We start from the raw sequence: 16,059 nt of genomic DNA on the forward strand, positions 1-16,059 counted from the left end.
ATGGCGCGCTCTTCCGGGGTCAGGCCCTCGTCGCGACCGAGGGTGAGCACCGAGTCGCGGGTTACGCCCTCGAGAATGGTGTCGGTCAGGCGCGGGGTGACCAGGCGGCCGTCCTTGTAGACGAAGAACAGGTTCATGCCGCCCAGCTCCTCGATCCACTTGTTCTCGGCGGCGTCGAGGAAGGCGACCTGGCTGCAGCCGTACTTCTCGGCTTCCTTCTGGGCCGCCAGCGAGGCCGCGTAGTTGCCGCCGCACTTGGCGAAGCCGGTGCCCCCGGGGGCGGCGCGCTTGTAGTGCGAGGAGAGCCAGATCGACACCGGGGCGATGCCGCCCTTGAAGTAGGCGCCGGCGGGGGAGGCGATCACGTAGTAGTCGACTTCCTTGGCCGGGCGTACGCCGAGGAATTTCTCGCTGGCGATCATGAACGGGCGCAGGTAGAGGCTCGATTCGTCGCCCGCATTCTTGGGCGTGGGCACCCAGCCCTGGTCGAGCTGCATCAGTGCACGCAGCGACTCGACGAAGGTTTCGTCGTCGAGTTCCGGCAGCGCCAGGCGGCGCGCGCTGCGGCGAAAGCGCTCGGCGTTCTTCTCCGGGCGGAACGACCATACCGAGCCGTCCGGGTGGCGGTAGGCCTTGATGCCCTCGAAGATCTCCTGGCCGTAGTGCAGTACGGCGGCCGCCGGGTCGAGTGTCAGCGGACCGTAGGGGCGCACTTCGTGACCGTGCCAGCCGGCATCGGCAGTCCAGCGAACATGGGCCATGTGGTCGCTGAAGTGCAGGCCGAAACCGGGGTTGGCGAGAATGTCGTCGCGAATGTTGGCTGCCGTGGGCGTGGCGGTGGGCAGCATGTCGAAAGTGGCGTTGGGCACGGCAAATGGGTCTCCGCTATGCCGGGATTCCGGCGATTTATTGAGCTTTTCGGCGCTCCGGCGGTATGCGTCCGGAGCGCCTGATGCGACAGATGTAACGGTTGACGCCCGGGATGGCAACCTTGACGGCGTCAGCTCTCGTTCTCGACCTGGCGCGCCTCTTCCTCACGGTCGAGCAGGTACTGGGTCAGCAGCCCCACCGGGCGGCCGCTGGCACCTTTCTGCTTGCCCGAGGTCCAGGCGGTGCCGGCAATGTCCAGGTGCGCCCAGGGGAACTTGTCGGCGAAGCGCGAGAGGAAGCAGGCCGCGGTGATGGTACCGGCCGGGCGACCGCCGATGTTGGCCATGTCGGCGAAGTTGGAGTCGAGCTGCTCCTTGTACTCGTCCCACAACGGCAGGTGCCAGGCGCGGTCCCAGGCCGCTTCGCCAGCGTCGAGCAGGTCCAGTGCCAGGTCGTCGTCGTTGGAGAGCAGGCCGGTGGCGTGGTGGCCCAGGGCGATGATCGCTGCGCCGGTGAGGGTGGCGATGTCGACCACACTGGCAGGCTCGAAGCGCTCGGCGTAGGTCAGGGCGTCGCACAGCACCAGGCGCCCCTCGGCGTCGGTGTTGAGCACTTCCACGGTGAGCCCTTTTAGCGTCTTGATGATGTCGCCGGGCTTGGTGGCGCGGCCGTCAGGCATGTTCTCGGCGGCGGCGACGATGAACACCAGGTTGAGCTTGGGGCGGATGCCGAGTACCGCCTTGGCGGTGCCGAACACGCTGGCCGCACCGCACATGTCGAACTTCATCTCGTCCATGGCCTCGCCGGGCTTGAGCGAGATGCCGCCGGTATCGAAGGTGATGCCCTTGCCGACCAGTACGTGAGGGGCCTCGTCGGCGCTGTCGGCGCCCTGGTACTTCATCACGATCAGCCGCGAGGGCTGTTCGCTGCCGCGGCCCACCGATAGCAGGCTGTGGGCGCCGAGTTCCTCCAGTGCCGCCTCGTCGAGGATCTCGATCGCGAGGGTGCCGCCCGATTCACGGCCGAGCTGCTCGGCCTGGTCGGCCAGGTAGCTCGGCGTGCAGACGTTGCCCGGCAGGTTGCCCAGGGTGCGGGTGTAGGCCACGCCCTGGCCCACGGCATTGCCGATGCGCGCGCCTTCGCGGGCTTCGCCGGCGGCCTCGCTGTCGCTGAGCAGCAGGGCGACCTTGTCGAGCCGCGGGCGCGGGGCCTTCTCCGATTTGAACTCGTCGAAGCGGTAGACCGCACGCTGCGCCGCTTCGGCGGTCATGCGCGCCTTCCAGGCAATGCTACGCTCAGGCACGGGGACGTCGGTGAAGGCTACGGCGACGTCTTCCACCGGCAGGCCGGCAACGGCGGTGAAGGCGGCATCCAGTGCCTTGATGAAGGCCCGCTCCTGGCACTTGCCGCGCTCGCCCAGCCCCACCAGCATCAGGCGGTCGGCGCTGAGGCCAGGGGCGAAGGGGAGCAGTTGCATGTTGCCCAGCTTGGCATCGAAGTCGCCGCGCTCGATCAACTGGCCGATCAGCCGCTCGCTGGCGTCGTCGAGCTTGGCGGCGGCAGGCAGCAGATCGCCATCCTTGAAAACCGGGACCACGAGGCAGGCCGATTCGGCCTTGGCGGGATTGGCCGTCTGAACTGGGAATTCCATGGTGACTCCACAAGACAAGCGATGGGGGATTCTGGATAATGCCGGCACGGCTCCGGGGCCTGCCGAATCACCCCAGTGTACTCAAGGCATGGCGCCATTGCATGGAAGACCGCTGCATGATCATTTTTCGATACCTGACCCGCGAGATCCTGCTCACCATGGCCGCCGTTGCCGGCGTGCTGTTGCTGGTCATCATGGGCAGCCGGTTCATCCGCTACTTCACCGATGCGGCGGAGGGCGACATTCCTGCCACCATCCTTGGCAACTTGATGCTGTTCCACCTGCCCGGCTTTCTCGAGCTGATTCTACCGCTGGCCTTCTTTCTCGGCATTCTGTTGGCCTATGGGCAGCTCTATCTCAACAGCGAGATCACCGTGCTGGTGGCCTGCGGTACCAGCCCCATTCGACTGTTCCAGATCAGCCTGGTGCCGGCCTCCCTGGTGGCGGTATTGGTCGGGCTGTGCAGCCTGTGGCTGACCCCTGCCGGGGCGCTGCACAACGCCGTGATGCTGGAGGAGCAGCGCAGCCGGCTCGACTTCACGGCGTTGGCACCGGGGCGCTTTCAGGACTTCGGCGGCGGCCGCACGGCCTATACCGAGTCGTTCAGCGATGACGGCAGCCGCATGCTAGAGGTGTTCATCAGCGAGCGGCAGCGCCGCCGCGACGGCTCGCCGGAAACCGCGGTGACCCGCGCCGGCAGCGGCTACCAGACCGTCGACCCCGACACCGGCAGCCGCTTCCTGGTGCTGGCCGACGGCGAGCGCTACAGCGTCGACCCGGGGCGCTTCGAGGCCGAGCGGCTGGAGTTCGAGACCTATGCCGTACGCCTCTCGCTCGGCGGTGAGCGACGCGAGCTGGAGTCGTCGGAGTACGCCACCACGGCTGAGCTGCTAGGCGACGACTCCAGCCGCGCGCAGGCCCAGTTGCAGTGGCGCCTGTCGTTGCCGCTGATGGTTTTCATCCTGACGCTGATGGCGATGCCGCTCTCAAAGGTCAACCCGCGTCAGGGACGCTTCGCCAAGCTGCTGCCGGCGATTTTTCTGCACGTCTGTTATCTCAGCCTACTGCTGGCGGCGCTGGATGCCATCGGCCGCGGCACTCTGCCGGCGGTGATCGGCATGTGGCCGATTCATCTCGTGTTCCTGGCGCTCGGCCTGGGCCTGATGATGCACCACCAGCGCAGGGGGATGCGTTGATGCTGACGGATCGTCTCGATCGCTATATCGCCCGCAACGTGCTGGGGGCGATCATCGTCGTCCAGGTCGTGCTGCTTGGCCTCGACCTGGTGATCTCCTACATCAACGACCTGGACGACGTAGAGGGCAACTACGGTGCCTTCCAGGTGCTGCTCTATCTGTTGATGCGGGTGCCATGGCGCTTCTATCAATACGCCCCAGTGGCGGTGTTGATCGGCGCGCTGATCGGCCTTGGCAGCATGGCGTCGAGCAACGAGCTGACGGTGATGCGGGCCGCAGGACGCTCTCTGGCGCGCATCCTGTGGGGGGTGATGAAGCCCATCATCCTGGTGGTGGTCGTGGTACTGCTGACCGCCGAGTATGTCAGCCCGCGTACCGAGCAGTTCGCCAGCGCCTGGCGCCTGGAGCAGATGCAGGGCGAAGGAGCGGTGCTGGTCCAGCGCGGCGGCTGGCAGCGTGAGGGCGACAGCGTCTACCGCTTCGGTGCCATACGCGCCGACGACACCGTGCTCGACCTGACCCGCTATCGCTTCGAGGGGCGCGAACTGCGCGAGGCTATCGTGGCCGAGCGTGCGGTATGGCGCGACGGCAGCTGGCAGCTCGAGGAGGTGGGCATCACGCGCTTCTTCGACGACCGTACCGAGGCGGAGCATCACGCCCAGCATCCCTGGCAGACCAACCTCACGCCGGCACAACTCAATCGGCTGCTGCTGCCGATCAACAGCCAGGCGCCCAGCGAGCTGTGGGCCTACTCACGCTTCCTGCGGGATCAGGGCCTGCAGGCGACCCAGCCGCTGCTCTACTTCTGGCAGAAGATGCTGATGCCGCTGATGATGGGCTCGCTGGTGCTGGTGGCGGCCTCGTTCGTGTTCGGCCCGCTGCGCACCGTGGCGGCCGGTACGCGGGTGTTCTATGGGGTCATCGTCGGCTTGACGTTCAAGTACCTGCAGGACCTGCTGGCACCGGCCTCGACGGTGTTCGGCTTTTCCCCGGTATGGGCGGTGCTAACCCCGATTCTGGTCAGTGCCGGGCTAGGGCTGTACCTGCTGCGCCGTACCGGCTGAGGGGCGCTGGCCGCGACTGCCTGGGCGACCGAGCCCACGTACACGTTAGGAAGAGACCGCAATGCAACGACGTTTCGATCAGCTCGACGATGTGTGGCCGGCCGGCCTCGGACGGCGCCTGGGCGCCATGCTCTACGACGCCTTTCTGGTGGCAGCGATCTGGATCGCCATCGCCGTGCTGCACGTGGCATTCGTGCGCTACGTGCTGGGCCTGGGCCCGGAGGATGTCGGAGCGGGAGAGCCCCAGCGTCTGACGCTGCAACTGCTGCTGCTGATCGGCGCCTTCGTCTTCTTCGCCTTCTCCTGGACGCGCGGCGGCATGACGCTCGGCATGCAGGCCTGGCGCCTGCGCGTGCAGACCCCCGATGGCCGCTCGATCACATTGGTGCAAAGCCTGGTGCGCTACGTGGTGGCCTGGCTCTCCCTGGCGGCTCTCGGCCTGGGCTATCTCTGGGTGCTGTTCGACCACCAGCGACGCAGCTGGCCGGATATCGTCTCCGGCACCCAAGTGGTGGTGCTGCCCAAGGCGACGCGGCGGTGATGTGACGCCGATCAAAAAATGTCCGATTTGCTCTTGCGATAGTCTATGCGAATCATTTACATTAATCCTCGTGAGCACAGCGAGGTGATGTCGATGTACGTATGTCTCTGCAAGGGCGTATCAGACCGCAAGATCCGTGAGACCGTGGCGGACGGCGCGCGCAGCTGGCGCGAGGTTCAGCGCGAAACGGGCTGCGGTACCCAGTGCGGCAAGTGCGCCTGTGTGGGCAAGACCATTACCCGCGATGCCATCACCGCTGAAGTCATGGCTTCCGCCAACGACCTGGCTTACGCCGTATAGCTCTCTTCTTCCCCGCAGGCAGCCGTCCTGCGGGTGACGCCAATCTTTCTCATTCTTGTTGTCATTGATCCAACCTGCTGCTCCGGTTGGATTTTTTGCATGTTTGGTCGGATACTGCCTATCATGAGGATCAGGATGATAGGGCACGAGCAAGATCCGAGACCGAGAAGAGTAAAGAGAAGGGAGAGAGGCAATGAAAGGCGACGCCAAGGTCATCGAGTACCTCAACAAGGCTCTCGGCAACGAGCTGGTGGCGATCAACCAGTACTTCCTGCATGCCAAGATGTACAAGGACTGGGGCCTCAAGGCGCTGGCCAAGTGGGAGTACGACGAGTCCATCGACGAAATGAAGCATGCCGACAAGCTGATCGAGCGCATCCTGTTCCTCGAAGGGGTACCCAACCTGCAGGACCTCGGTAAGCTGCACATCGGCGAGAACGTGCGCGAGATGCTCGAGAGCGATCTAAAGATCGAGCATGAAGGACGTAACGACTACATCGAGGCCATCGCTTACTGCGAGCAGGTCAAGGACTACGTTTCCCGCGATCTGTTCCGTCACATCCTGGCCGATGAAGAAGAGCACATCGACCATATCGAGACCGAGCTCAGTCTGATCGACAAGGTCGGCATCGAGAACTACCTGCTGAAGCAGATGCAGGAAGCCGGCGACGAGTAACGACGGCTCCGCAAGGCTCCCACGGCACCGACACGTATCGGTGCCGTTTTTCTTTGTGTGCACGCTGATGCGCCGTTCCCACCCCTGCGTTTACGTTGCGTTGCCCCAGGCATCATCTGTCACTCGCTGATGAACTAAGCTGGTGCAAGCGGCCCGATTTGGCGCTGATCGTGCACATCCCAGGTGCCAAGCGCAGTGCGCCATGCCCCGTCATGGCTCACTGGCCCCCAAGCCTAAGGGAACTGCACCCTTTTGGCAGGCCGATTGCATAGAACAAACACAACCAGAACGCATCGCGAGGGTGGCATTCATGAGTCGTCAACTTACCGCTGGCCTGCTGGCCGGAGCGCTGAGCCTTTCCCTGCTTGGCGCCGCCGTGGCCCAGGCGGATGAAACCCGCATTCGCTTTCAGCTCGACTGGCGCTTCGAGGGGCCTTCGGCACCCTTTTTGATGGCCGTGGAGCGCGGCTATTTCGCCGAAGAGGGGCTCAACGTGCAGATCGACTCCGGCAGTGGCTCTGCCGGCGCCATCAACCGGGTCGCCTCGGGGGCCTACGAGATGGGCTTCGGTGATCTCAATGCCTTGGTGGAGTTTCTCGCCGAGAACCCCGATGGTCCCGGGATCCAGGGGGTCTATGTCGTGTATGACGGCAGCCCGGCCTCGGTCTTTGCGCGCAAGGATCGCGACATCGAGTCGCCTGCGGACCTCGCCGGCAAGTCCATCGCCGCGCCCGCCTTCGATACCGGCTACCGGGCCTGGGGCATCTTCGCCGCCGCCAACGACCTCGAGGCCGGCGCCGTCGAGTGGCAGAACGTCGATCCCGCCCTGCGCGAGACGCTGCTGGTGCGCGGTGACGTGGATGCCATCACCGGCTTCTACTTCACCAGCCTGCTCAACCTGGAAGGCCGCGGCATGGACGAGGAGCAGCTCACCATCATGCCGTTCCCGGACTACGGCGTGCCGCTCTACGGCAATGCCATCATCGCCAGCGAAGCGTTCTCCGAAGCCAACCCTGAAGCGGTGGAGGGCTTCCTGCGCGCCTTCAACCGCGCTTTGGCAGAGACCCTGGCCGACCCCGAAGGAGCGATCGAGTATGTGCGCAACCGTGATGCGCTGATCGACGTCGAGATGGAGACCCGCCGGCTCAAGCTGGCCATCGCCAGCGTCATCGACACCGATGAGGCGCGCGCCAACGGAGCCGGTGGTGTGGATGAGCAGCGTCTGCGCGAAGCGATCCAACTGGTGGCGGACGCCTACGACCTGCCCTCGGTGCCCGAGCCCGAACGGGTGTTCACTTCAAGCTTCCTGCCGCCCCAGGAGGAGCGCATGATCTTCCCCGAGCGCGCGGAGTGACGGCTTTGGCAGACTCCACGTCCTTCGTCGACTTCGACCGGGTCAGCCTGGCCTACGATGACTCCGGCAATGCCATCGAGGACATCTCGCTCTCCATCCGGGAGGGTGAGTTCGTCGCCTTCGTCGGCCCCTCCGGCTGCGGCAAGTCTACCTTCATGAAGCTGTGCACCGGGCTGCATGCGCCCACCGCCGGCAGCGTGCAGGTGGACGGCACCGCGGTAGGCGGGCCGCTGAAGATCTGCGGCATGGCGTTCCAGAGCGCCAACCTGCTGCCCTGGCGCACCACCCTGGACAACGTGCTGCTGCCTCTGGAGATCGTCAAACCCTACCGCTCGCAGTTTCGCAAGCGACGCGCGGAGTTCATTGGCTGGGCCCGCGATCTGCTGCGCACGGTAGGGCTCGAGGGCTACGAGGACCAATACCCGTGGCAGCTCTCCGGGGGCATGCAGCAGCGCGCCTCGATCTGCCGCGCGCTGATTCACCGTCCGCGCTTGCTGATGCTCGACGAGCCTTTCGGCGCGCTGGATGCCTTCACCCGCGAGGAGCTGTGGTGCGTGCTGCGCGATCTGTGGGAGGCCCAGCGCTTCACCGTGGTGCTGGTGACCCACGACCTGCGCGAAGCGGCGTTCCTGGCCGATACCGTCTACGTCATGAGTCGCCGGCCGGGTCGTATCATCGAGCGTCGCGAGATCGACCTGCCGCGGCCGCGCGAGTTGGCGGTGACCTACGAGAAGCCTTTCATCGATCTGGTGCAGGAGTTGCGCAACCTGATCGGTGACATCCGCAGCGCCTGAGGAGCGAGCATGACCAAGAATGAAAAGCTGATCGAGCGGCTGGCGCCCTGGGTCGCGGTGCTGGCGCTGGTAGCGATCTGGGAAATCAGCGTGCGCCTGCTGCAGGTGCCGGAGTTCATCTTCCCCAGTGCCTCGGCCACCGCGCAAGCCTTGGTGACCTTTGCCGGCCCCATCGGCATGCACTCCTGGCAGACCCTTTGGACCACCATGGCGGGCTTCGCCCTGGGCGTGGCGGTGGGGCTGGCGCTGGGTTTCATCATCGGCTCCTCGCGCTTCCTCTACCACGCCTGCTACCCGCTGCTGGTTGGCTTCAACGCCATCCCCAAGGTGGCCTTCGTGCCGATCCTGGTGGTGTGGTTCGGCATCGGCTCGGTGCCGGCTATCCTGACTGCCTTCCTGATCTGCTTCTTTCCCATCGTGGTCAACGTGGCCACCGGCCTGGCCACGCTGGAGCCGGAAATGGAGGACGTGCTGCGGGTGCTCGGCGCCCGGCGCATCGACGTGCTGCTCAAGGTGGGGCTGCCGCGCTCGCTGCCCTACTTCTTCGCCTCGCTGAAGATCGCCATCACCCTGGCCTTCGTCGGTACCGTGGTCTCCGAGACGGTGGCCTCGAACCAGGGCATCGGCTACCTGATGATGAGCGCCGGCTCGCAGATGCGCATGGCGCTGGTGTTCGCCGGGCTGATCGTGATCAGCGCCATGGCCATGGTGATGTACGAGCTGTTTGCGATTCTGGAGAAGCGGATGACCGGATGGGCGCACCGCGGCCAGCGGTGAGGGGCCTTGCGCGAGCAGGCATCGTCACGCAAGAGGACGGCGGCTCGCCCCATGGCGGCAGGTTGAAGAACATGTCTCTGTCACTTTGCTGTAAGCCAACGGCAGTACTTTCGATGAGACTCATTCATCGGAGGTTTTCACATGCCGAAGCACCCCCTGCCAACCGCACTCACCGCCTCTGTGTTATTCGCCTTGCTGGCAATGCCTTCGCTTGCCAGCGAGAAGCTGGTGCTCTATACCAGCCAGCCCAACAGCGACGCCCAGCAGACCGTCGATGCCTTCCGTGCCGCCCATCCCGATGTCGAAGTGGAGTGGGTGCGCGACGGTACCACGCAGTTGATGACCCGGTTGCGCTCCGAACTCTCCGCCGGGGTCAGCAACCCCGACGTGCTGCTGATCGCCGACAGCATGACCATGGAGTCGCTCAAGCGGGAGGGGCACCTGCAGGCCTATCTGAGCCCCGAGCGCGAGGTCTACGCGGACGAGCTGTACGATCCCGAGGGCTACTACTACGGCACCAAGCTGATTACCACCGGCATCGTCTACAACACCGGGGCCGAGCGTCAGCCGCAGAGCTGGCAAGAGCTCACCCAGCCCGAATACGCCGGCCAGGTGACCATGCCGAGCCCGCTCTACTCCGGTGCCGCGCTGATCCACATGGCGTCGATCGAGGCCCATCCCGAACTGGGCGAGGGTTACTTTGATGCGCTGCAGGCCAACCGCACCGAGGCCCAGGGCGGCAACGGCGGCGTATTCAACGCGGTGGCGGCGGGCAGCAAGCCCTATGGCATCGTGGTCGATTTCCTGCCGATTCGCGAGGCCGCCAAGGGCTCGCCGGTGGCGTTCGTGTTCCCCGAGGAGGGGGTCAGTGCCGTGACCGAGCCGGTCGCCATCATGCAGAGCGCCAGGAACCTGGAAGCGGCGCAGAAGTTCGTCGACTTCGTGCTCTCGCGAGAGGGTCAGGAGCTGGTGAGCGAGCAGGGCTACCTGCCCGCGCATCCCGAGGTTACACCGCCCGAGGGCTTCCCCGCCCGTGACGACATCGTCTTGATGCCGCTGGATACCCAGAATGCCCTGGCCAGGGAAGCCGAGCTCAAGCAGCGCTTCGGCGACCTGTTCGGCAGCTGATCATGGCACCGAGTCTGATGGCAGGCAGCCAGCAACGCTGGCTGCTTACTCTGTTGACCGTCACGATCGTGCTGCTCAGCCTGGTGCCCAGCCTGCGCCTGTTGCTCGAAGCGTTGGGTGACCTGGCTCAGGGCAGCGAGGCGCCGCTGTGGCGCGTGCTGCAGGCAGAGAGTACCTGGCGGGCGCTGTGGCGCAGCCTCTATACCTCGGGGCTTGGCATGTTGATCGCTCTGGCGCTGGGCAGCCTGTTCGCCTTCGTGATCACCCTGACCGATATCCGCGGCAAGGCGTGGCTGGTGTTCTGTTTCATGCTGCCGATGATGATTCCGCCCCAGGTCACCGCTCTGAGCTGGCTGCAGCTGTTCGGCCCGGCGAGCCCGTTGCTGAAGAGTATCGGCATGGCACCGCCGCTGGGCAGTCCACAGCCGCTCTATTCCGCCGAGGGTATTGCCCTGCTGCTGGGGATCCAGAGCGCACCGCTGGTGTTCCTGGCATTACGTACCTCACTGCTTTCCCTGCCCCGTGAACTGGTCGAGGCCGCCCGTATCAGCGGAGCCCGCCAGGCTCAGGTGTGGGGCCATGTCATCCTGCCGGTGACCCGTGGTGGCCTGATCGCCGGCGGTGCCATGGCATTCATTTCCAGCCTGGGCAATTTCGGCATCCCGGCCATGCTGGGCATCCCCGCTGGTTACTACGTGCTGCCGACTCTGATCTACCAGCGCATGGCCAGCTTCGGCACCGGTGTGCTGGCCGAAATGGCCTCGCTGTCGCTGCTGATCGGCGTGCTGGCGCTGGCTGGCGTAGCGCTGCAGCAGGCGTGGATGAAGCGCAGCCGCTTCGGCCTGGTGGGCCACTCGGGACGCGCTCACGATTTCTCTCTGGGGCGCTGGCGCGGCGCGGTGACCGCGCTGCTCATCGCTGTGCTGCTGGCGATCCTCATCGCGCCTCTGGCGGCGCTGGTGGTGAGCTCGCTGGTGCCCGCCGTGGGCGTGCCGCTCACCTGGGAGAGCGCCACCCTGAACGCCTATCACGAGGTGATCGGCCGCCAGGGGGCGACCTGGCGCGCGGTGCGTAACAGCCTGTGGCTGGCGGGCGGCGCCGCACTGGTGCTGATGCTTTGCAGCCTGCCGCTGGCCTATCGTCTGCAGCGTCTCCCGCAGCGCTGGCAGAGTCTGGCCCTCGGCGCCATCGAGCTGCCCTATGCGCTGCCCGGCGTGGTGCTGGCGGTGGCCTGCATCCTGCTCTTCGTGCGTCCCATCCCTCTGGTGAACGTAGCGCTCTACGGCACCCTGGGGCTGATCTTCGTGGCCTATCTGATGCGTTTTCTGGTGGTGTGCCTCAAGCCCGTGGCGGCCGGTCTGGCCCAGCTCGACCCTGCGCTGGAGGAAGCCGCCCAACTGGCGGGAGCCGGCCCCTGGCGTCGCCTGGGCGGCATCGTGCTGCCGCTGGTGGCACCGGCGCTATTCGCCGGTGGGCTGTTGGTGTTCCTGCTGGCGGTGAACGAGCTGACGGTCTCGGCGCTGCTGTGGAGCGCCGGTAACGAGACGCTGGGCGTGCTGATCTTCAATCTGGCCGAGGGCGGCGAGAGCGTGCTGGCCGCCGCCGTATCGGTGCTGGTAGTGGCGATGATTGCCGCACTGATGCTCTGTCTCAGCTGGCTGGCACCGCATCTGCCCAAGGGGGTCGTGCCATGGCAGGGTTGATGATTGATCGGGTCTCCAAGTGCTTCGGTGAACAGCAGGCCGTCGATTCGCTCTCGCTGGACATCGAGCCGGGAGAGTTCGTGGCTTTGCTCGGCCCCAGCGGCTGCGGCAAGACTACCATGCTGCGTATGCTGGCCGGCTTCGAGGCGCTCAGCGAGGGCGAGATACGCCTGGGAGAGCGTACCCTGGCCAGCCGCGAGCTTCATGTGCCGCCGGAGCAACGCAACATGGCCATGGTGTTCCAGTCCTACGCCTTGTGGCCGCACATGAGCGTGGCCGACAACGTCGGCTACCCGCTCAAGCTGCGGCGCCTGGAGGGCGACGCTTACCGGCGCCGGGTGGCTCAGGCGCTGAGCCTGGTGGATCTGGCGTCACATGCTGGCCGTTCGCCACAGGAGTTGAGCGGTGGGCAGCGGCAGCGCGTGGCACTGGCACGCTGCCTGGTCACCGACCCGGATGTGGTGCTGCTCGACGAGCCCTTGGCCAACCTGGATCGCCACCTCCGTGCGGCCATGGAACAGAGCTTTCGTGAGTTTCATCGCCGCACTCGCGCCACCATGATCTACGTGACCCACGATCAGAGCGAGGCGATGTCGCTGGCGGATCGCATTGCGGTGATGCGTGGCGGCCGGCTGGAGCAGTGGGCCACGCCGGAGGCGCTCTACCGCCGGCCGCGCAGTGCCTGGGTAGCCAGCTTCATTGGCCAGGGGAGCCTGCTCCAGGTGGCGGCAGGACGGCCGGGGCAGCGGCTCGACGAGCACACTTTGATGCATGGGCTCGCGGCGGTCGCCAGCGAGCGCGTCCAGCCGGTGTTGGTGCGGCCCGAGCATGTCACGGTGTTGCCTGACGCTTCGGCCCAGCGGGGCCTGAGGGCGAGGGTGGAAAGCGTGACCTTTCGCGGCGAGCGCCATGAGTTGCACCTGCGCCTGGCAAGCGGTGAGTCGCTGGTGGCCTATCATCACGCCGCTCTGGTCGAAGGAGAGAGCGTGGAGCTGACCCTGCACCAGGGTTGGTGCCTGGAGCCCGAAGCATGAGCGTGCGCATTGAGGTGCTAAGCGGGCTCGGGGAGAAGGCGCCAGCTGCCATCCTGGTGGAGGCCGCAGGCAAGCGGCTGCTGCTAGACGCCGGCGGCGCCCTGCATCCGGGCCAGTCGAGCGAATGGGCGAAGGGGCTCGATGTCGATGCGGTGCTGATCACTCACGACCATGTCGATCACATCGGCGGCGTCGCGGCGCTACCTGCCGAGCTGCCGCTCTACTGCACGCCGCCGGTGGCGGCTGCACTGCCGCATGGGCGTGACTGGCGCCCCCTGCCCGAGCGTGGCCAATGTCGGGTGACGGGCATCCCGGTGACCACCGGCCAGGCGGGGCATTCGCTGGGTGGGGTCTGGTTGCATCTTGGTATCGCGGATGGTGTGTTCTACAGCGGCGATGCCTGCCTCGAGTCGCTGCTCTTTCCCTTTGACGAGCCGCCACCGGCGCGAGTGGCGTTGCTTGATGCTTCCTATGGGGTCTACGACACGCCTCAGGTGCAGTGTCGCGAGGCGATCCTGCAACGTCTGACCGAGCCGCGGGTGCTGCCGGTTCCGGTCTCGGGCCGGGCGCTGGAAATGGCGCTGTGGCTCGATGCCCAGGCCGCGAGGCTAGGCATGACCTGGAACCTGGACGACGCCTGTCGCGAGGCACTTGAGGCGCTAGTACGCCTGTCGCCTGAGCTGCGCCGGGAAGGGCACGACGCAGCCATACGGCGGTTGCTCGACGCTTCCCGCACGGCTTCGCCCATGCTATGGCTGGTGGCGGACCGCGACGACGATCCGGTGGACTGGCCGGGGCACCGCCTCCTGCATACCGGCTATCTCACGCCACGGCGGCAGCGCCAGCGGGTGGACGGCGAGACCGACTGGCAGCGCTGGAACGTTCACCTGCGGTTGTCGCATCTACGTAGTTTGATGGGCCGGCTCGGGGCCAGAGAGGTAACGCCTCTATTTACCTCGGTGGTCGATGAAATGATCGAGAGTCTTGTCCCGTCGTCATCGACGGCACTCTGATGGCCTTTGAGGGTGAGCGATCCTCGGCCCGATTTTAGAACGCCTTCTCCAGGTCGAAGCGCGGCACCGGTTCGCCGCGCACTTCGACGGTCTCGGTGAACATGGCGAGCGGTCGCACCCATAGGCCGTAGTCGCCGTACAGCGCACGGTAGACCACCAGTGGCTCCTCGGTTTCGCTGTGATGAGCGACGCCGAGCACCTCGTAGCGGTTGCCCTTGTAGTGGCAGTAGATGCCGGGAACGGGGAGGGGGTGAGTCATCGCGCAGGGCTCCAGTTCAGAGTCGTTGTCGTTATTGTCTGCTGCTTGCGGCAGCGCGCTTTGCCAGGCGGGCTAGCACCCGTGAGGCGGCCACGAAGCCGAAACTGCCGGTGAGGAAGGTGGCTGCACCCACGCCGGAGGCGCAGTCGAGGCGGGTCGATTCTCCGGCGCTGGGCTTCTGCAGGCAGACCTCGCCATCGGCGCCGGGGTAGACCAGCTGTTCGTCAGAATAGACGCACTCTACCGAGAAGCGCCGCTTGGGGTTGCGCGAGAAGCCGTAATCCCGGCGCAGCCGGGCGCGCACCTTGGCCAGCAGCGGGTCGTGCTCGGTGCGCGCGAGATCCGCCACCTTGATCCGCGTGGGGTCGCTCTGCCCGCCGGCGGCGCCGGCCACGACGATGGGCAGCTTGCGCCGCTTGCACCAGGCGATCAGCGCGGCCTTGGCCACCACGCTGTCGATGGCATCGACCACGTAGTCGGCGTCTTCGGGAATGCGCTGTGCCAGGTTGCCCGGCGTGACGAAGGCCGTGTCGGCGACGACCTGAATGCTGGGCTGGATCGCCCGGCAGCGCTCGGCCAGCACATCGACCTTGGGCCGGCCGATGTTGCCATCCAGGGCGGGAAGTTGGCGGTTGACGTTGGACACGCAGACGTCGTCGAGATCGATCAGGGTGAGGCGGCCGATTCCCGAGCGCGCCAGTGCTTCTACCGTCCAACTGCCGACACCACCCACGCCGACCACGACGACGTGGGCCTGACGAAAGTAGTCGAGCGCACGGGCGCCGTAGAGTCGCCGAATTCCACCGAAGCGGAAATCGTAGTCGTCCTGGGCCGGGGCGGCTTCCTGCGGTGGCAATGGGGCGGTCATGTCGGCGTCTTGAAACTCCGGTTGGTGGCGGTGGTGTCAGGCTAGGGAGAGCGGCGCTTCGGAGCAACCTGCCTGGTCGGTAGGCAGGTGGCCAGCCCAGCCGAAATGCTGGAACAGGGCCGTCATGGGGGCGTCCAGGCTACAGCTCAAGGTCAGGCAGCGCCCCGTGACGGGATGTTCAAAGCTCAAGCCGACGGCCGCCAGCAGCAGCCGCGGGCAGCCCAGGCGCTCGGCGAAGAAGCGGTTGTGGTTGCCCTTGCCGTGCTTGGCGTCGCCGATGATTGGGTAGCCGCGCCGTGACAGGTGGCGCCGGATCTGGTGGCGGCGGCCGGTCAGCGGGCGCACCTCCATCAGGGAGTAGCGGCTGCTGGGATAGCGGTCCACCTGCACCGGCAGCTCGACGCTGTCCAGCCGCTTCACTTCGGTGAGGGCTTCGAGCGCCGGCATCTCCGCCTTGGGCCGGCTGCCATCCTCCTCGCGCAGGGCGTAATCGAGCCACTCTTGTGCGGGGCCGACGCCGCGCACCACCGCCAGATAGCGCTTGGCGGCCCGGCGTTCGGTGAAGATCTCGCCCAGGCGTGCAGCGATGTCCGAATTCAGAGCGAACACCATGACACCCGAGGTGGGGCGATCCAGTCGATGTACCGGATAGACGCGCTGGCCGAGCTGATCGCGCAGGCGTTGCAGCAGGAACTCGCGCTCGCCGCCCGCCAGCTTGGAGCGGTGCACCAGCAGGCCCGCCGGCTTGTGCACCGCGACCAGGTGCTCGTCCCGGTAGAGAAGGCTCAGAGGGTTCGTCATGACGGCCCGGTTCGGCAACGAAAGGCCGCT

General features: G+C 66.0%; 17 protein-coding genes. 12 read left to right on the top strand and 5 right to left on the bottom strand.

What is annotated here, in order from left to right; translation table 11 throughout:
* Together B8115_RS04495 and B8115_RS04500 are read right to left on the bottom strand one after the other, a co-directional pair.
* On the bottom strand, window positions 1-848 hold an 848-nt coding region (locus tag B8115_RS04495; RefSeq protein ID WP_026037881.1), incomplete at its 3' end, for a branched-chain amino acid aminotransferase.
* Between the two features lie 152 nt (window positions 849-1,000).
* Entirely contained in the window at window positions 1,001-2,521 is a 1,521-nt protein-coding gene (locus tag B8115_RS04500) for a leucyl aminopeptidase (RefSeq protein WP_010626562.1), read from the bottom strand.
* 116 nt (window positions 2,522-2,637) lie between these two features.
* Here B8115_RS04500 and lptF point away from each other — a divergent pair, with 116 nt between their 5' ends.
* The 12 genes from lptF to B8115_RS04560 all read left to right on the top strand — a co-directional run bounded on the left by lptF (window position 2,638) and on the right by B8115_RS04560 (window position 14,101).
* On the top strand, window positions 2,638-3,717 hold the full coding sequence (gene lptF, locus B8115_RS04505) for an LPS export ABC transporter permease LptF (protein ID WP_010626563.1): 1,080 nt from the start codon (window positions 2,638-2,640) through the stop codon (window positions 3,715-3,717).
* On the top strand, window positions 3,717-4,781 hold the full coding sequence (gene lptG, locus B8115_RS04510) for an LPS export ABC transporter permease LptG (protein ID WP_010626564.1): 1,065 nt from the start codon (window positions 3,717-3,719) through the stop codon (window positions 4,779-4,781). Before lptF ends, lptG begins: the two co-directional genes overlap by 1 nt.
* Window positions 4,782-4,842: 61 nt before the next feature.
* Window positions 4,843-5,322, top strand: a complete 480-nt coding sequence (locus tag B8115_RS04515) for an RDD family protein (protein ID WP_010626565.1) — start codon at window positions 4,843-4,845, stop codon at window positions 5,320-5,322.
* Between the two features lie 93 nt (window positions 5,323-5,415).
* The gene (locus tag B8115_RS04520) at window positions 5,416-5,622 is read left to right on the top strand and encodes a (2Fe-2S)-binding protein (protein ID WP_010626566.1); all 207 of its coding nucleotides are present in this window, start codon (window positions 5,416-5,418) and stop codon (window positions 5,620-5,622) included.
* A 193-nt stretch (window positions 5,623-5,815) separates the two neighbouring features.
* Window positions 5,816-6,298 (top strand): bacterioferritin, encoded by a 483-nt coding sequence (gene bfr / locus B8115_RS04525; protein WP_010626567.1) that lies wholly within the window; start codon window positions 5,816-5,818, stop codon window positions 6,296-6,298.
* A gap of 310 nt (window positions 6,299-6,608) precedes the next feature.
* Window positions 6,609-7,652, top strand: coding sequence for an ABC transporter substrate-binding protein (locus B8115_RS04530; RefSeq protein ID WP_010626568.1), 1,044 nt, complete (start codon window positions 6,609-6,611; stop codon window positions 7,650-7,652).
* Window positions 7,649-8,446: an ABC transporter ATP-binding protein gene (locus B8115_RS04535; protein ID WP_026037882.1), complete on the top strand. Its 798-nt coding sequence runs from the start codon at window positions 7,649-7,651 to the stop codon at window positions 8,444-8,446. The genes B8115_RS04530 and B8115_RS04535 overlap by 4 nt, the downstream gene beginning before the upstream one ends.
* Window positions 8,447-8,455: 9 nt before the next feature.
* On the top strand, window positions 8,456-9,223 hold the full coding sequence (locus tag B8115_RS04540) for an ABC transporter permease (protein ID WP_010626570.1): 768 nt from the start codon (window positions 8,456-8,458) through the stop codon (window positions 9,221-9,223).
* Between the two features lie 141 nt (window positions 9,224-9,364).
* Window positions 9,365-10,351: an ABC transporter substrate-binding protein gene (locus B8115_RS04545; RefSeq protein WP_010626571.1), complete on the top strand. Its 987-nt coding sequence runs from the start codon at window positions 9,365-9,367 to the stop codon at window positions 10,349-10,351.
* Window positions 10,352-10,353: 2 nt separating this feature from the next.
* Window positions 10,354-12,054, top strand: a complete 1,701-nt coding sequence (locus B8115_RS04550; RefSeq protein ID WP_026037883.1) for an iron ABC transporter permease — start codon at window positions 10,354-10,356, stop codon at window positions 12,052-12,054.
* Complete coding sequence (locus tag B8115_RS04555) at window positions 12,042-13,088, top strand: ABC transporter ATP-binding protein (protein ID WP_010626573.1); 1,047 nt, start codon at window positions 12,042-12,044, stop codon at window positions 13,086-13,088. Before B8115_RS04550 ends, B8115_RS04555 begins: the two co-directional genes overlap by 13 nt.
* Entirely contained in the window at window positions 13,085-14,101 is a 1,017-nt protein-coding gene (locus B8115_RS04560) for an MBL fold metallo-hydrolase (protein ID WP_010626574.1), read from the top strand. Before B8115_RS04555 ends, B8115_RS04560 begins: the two co-directional genes overlap by 4 nt.
* Window positions 14,102-14,135: 34 nt before the next feature.
* Here the strand turns inward: B8115_RS04560 and B8115_RS04565 are convergent, their stop codons facing one another.
* The 3 genes from B8115_RS04565 to B8115_RS04575 are packed head-to-tail and all read right to left on the bottom strand — an operon-like array spanning window position 14,136 to window position 16,029.
* On the bottom strand, window positions 14,136-14,360 hold the full coding sequence (locus B8115_RS04565) for a DUF1653 domain-containing protein (protein ID WP_010626575.1): 225 nt from the start codon (window positions 14,358-14,360) through the stop codon (window positions 14,136-14,138).
* 31 nt (window positions 14,361-14,391) lie between these two features.
* Window positions 14,392-15,228, bottom strand: a complete 837-nt coding sequence (gene tcdA / locus B8115_RS04570) for a tRNA cyclic N6-threonylcarbamoyladenosine(37) synthase TcdA (RefSeq protein WP_010626576.1) — start codon at window positions 15,226-15,228, stop codon at window positions 14,392-14,394.
* A gap of 36 nt (window positions 15,229-15,264) precedes the next feature.
* Window positions 15,265-16,029, bottom strand: coding sequence for a pseudouridine synthase (locus tag B8115_RS04575; protein WP_010626577.1), 765 nt, complete (start codon window positions 16,027-16,029; stop codon window positions 15,265-15,267).
* Between the last annotated feature and the right edge of the window lie 30 nt (window positions 16,030-16,059).

The organism is Halomonas sp. KM-1, from assembly GCF_000246875.1.
GTDB lineage: Bacteria > Pseudomonadota > Gammaproteobacteria > Pseudomonadales > Halomonadaceae > Halomonas > Halomonas aerodenitrificans.

Coding starts and splice junctions, on each gene's coding strand:
- B8115_RS04550 (WP_026037883.1), top strand. CDS start 10,354: ATGGCACCGAGTCTGATGGCAGGCAGCCAGCAACGCTGGCTGCTTACT.
- B8115_RS04560 (WP_010626574.1), top strand. CDS start 13,085: ATGAGCGTGCGCATTGAGGTGCTAAGCGGGCTCGGGGAGAAGGCGCCA.
- B8115_RS04520 (WP_010626566.1), top strand. CDS start 5,416: ATGTACGTATGTCTCTGCAAGGGCGTATCAGACCGCAAGATCCGTGAG.
- bfr (WP_010626567.1), top strand. CDS start 5,816: ATGAAAGGCGACGCCAAGGTCATCGAGTACCTCAACAAGGCTCTCGGC.
- lptF (WP_010626563.1), top strand. CDS start 2,638: ATGATCATTTTTCGATACCTGACCCGCGAGATCCTGCTCACCATGGCC.
- B8115_RS04575 (WP_010626577.1), bottom strand. CDS start 16,029: ATGACGAACCCTCTGAGCCTTCTCTACCGGGACGAGCACCTGGTCGCG.
- lptG (WP_010626564.1), top strand. CDS start 3,717: ATGCTGACGGATCGTCTCGATCGCTATATCGCCCGCAACGTGCTGGGG.
- tcdA (WP_010626576.1), bottom strand. CDS start 15,228: ATGACCGCCCCATTGCCACCGCAGGAAGCCGCCCCGGCCCAGGACGAC.
- B8115_RS04515 (WP_010626565.1), top strand. CDS start 4,843: ATGCAACGACGTTTCGATCAGCTCGACGATGTGTGGCCGGCCGGCCTC.
- B8115_RS04530 (WP_010626568.1), top strand. CDS start 6,609: ATGAGTCGTCAACTTACCGCTGGCCTGCTGGCCGGAGCGCTGAGCCTT.
- B8115_RS04555 (WP_010626573.1), top strand. CDS start 12,042: ATGGCAGGGTTGATGATTGATCGGGTCTCCAAGTGCTTCGGTGAACAG.
- B8115_RS04565 (WP_010626575.1), bottom strand. CDS start 14,360: ATGACTCACCCCCTCCCCGTTCCCGGCATCTACTGCCACTACAAGGGC.
- B8115_RS04500 (WP_010626562.1), bottom strand. CDS start 2,521: ATGGAATTCCCAGTTCAGACGGCCAATCCCGCCAAGGCCGAATCGGCC.
- B8115_RS04545 (WP_010626571.1), top strand. CDS start 9,365: ATGCCGAAGCACCCCCTGCCAACCGCACTCACCGCCTCTGTGTTATTC.
- B8115_RS04540 (WP_010626570.1), top strand. CDS start 8,456: ATGACCAAGAATGAAAAGCTGATCGAGCGGCTGGCGCCCTGGGTCGCG.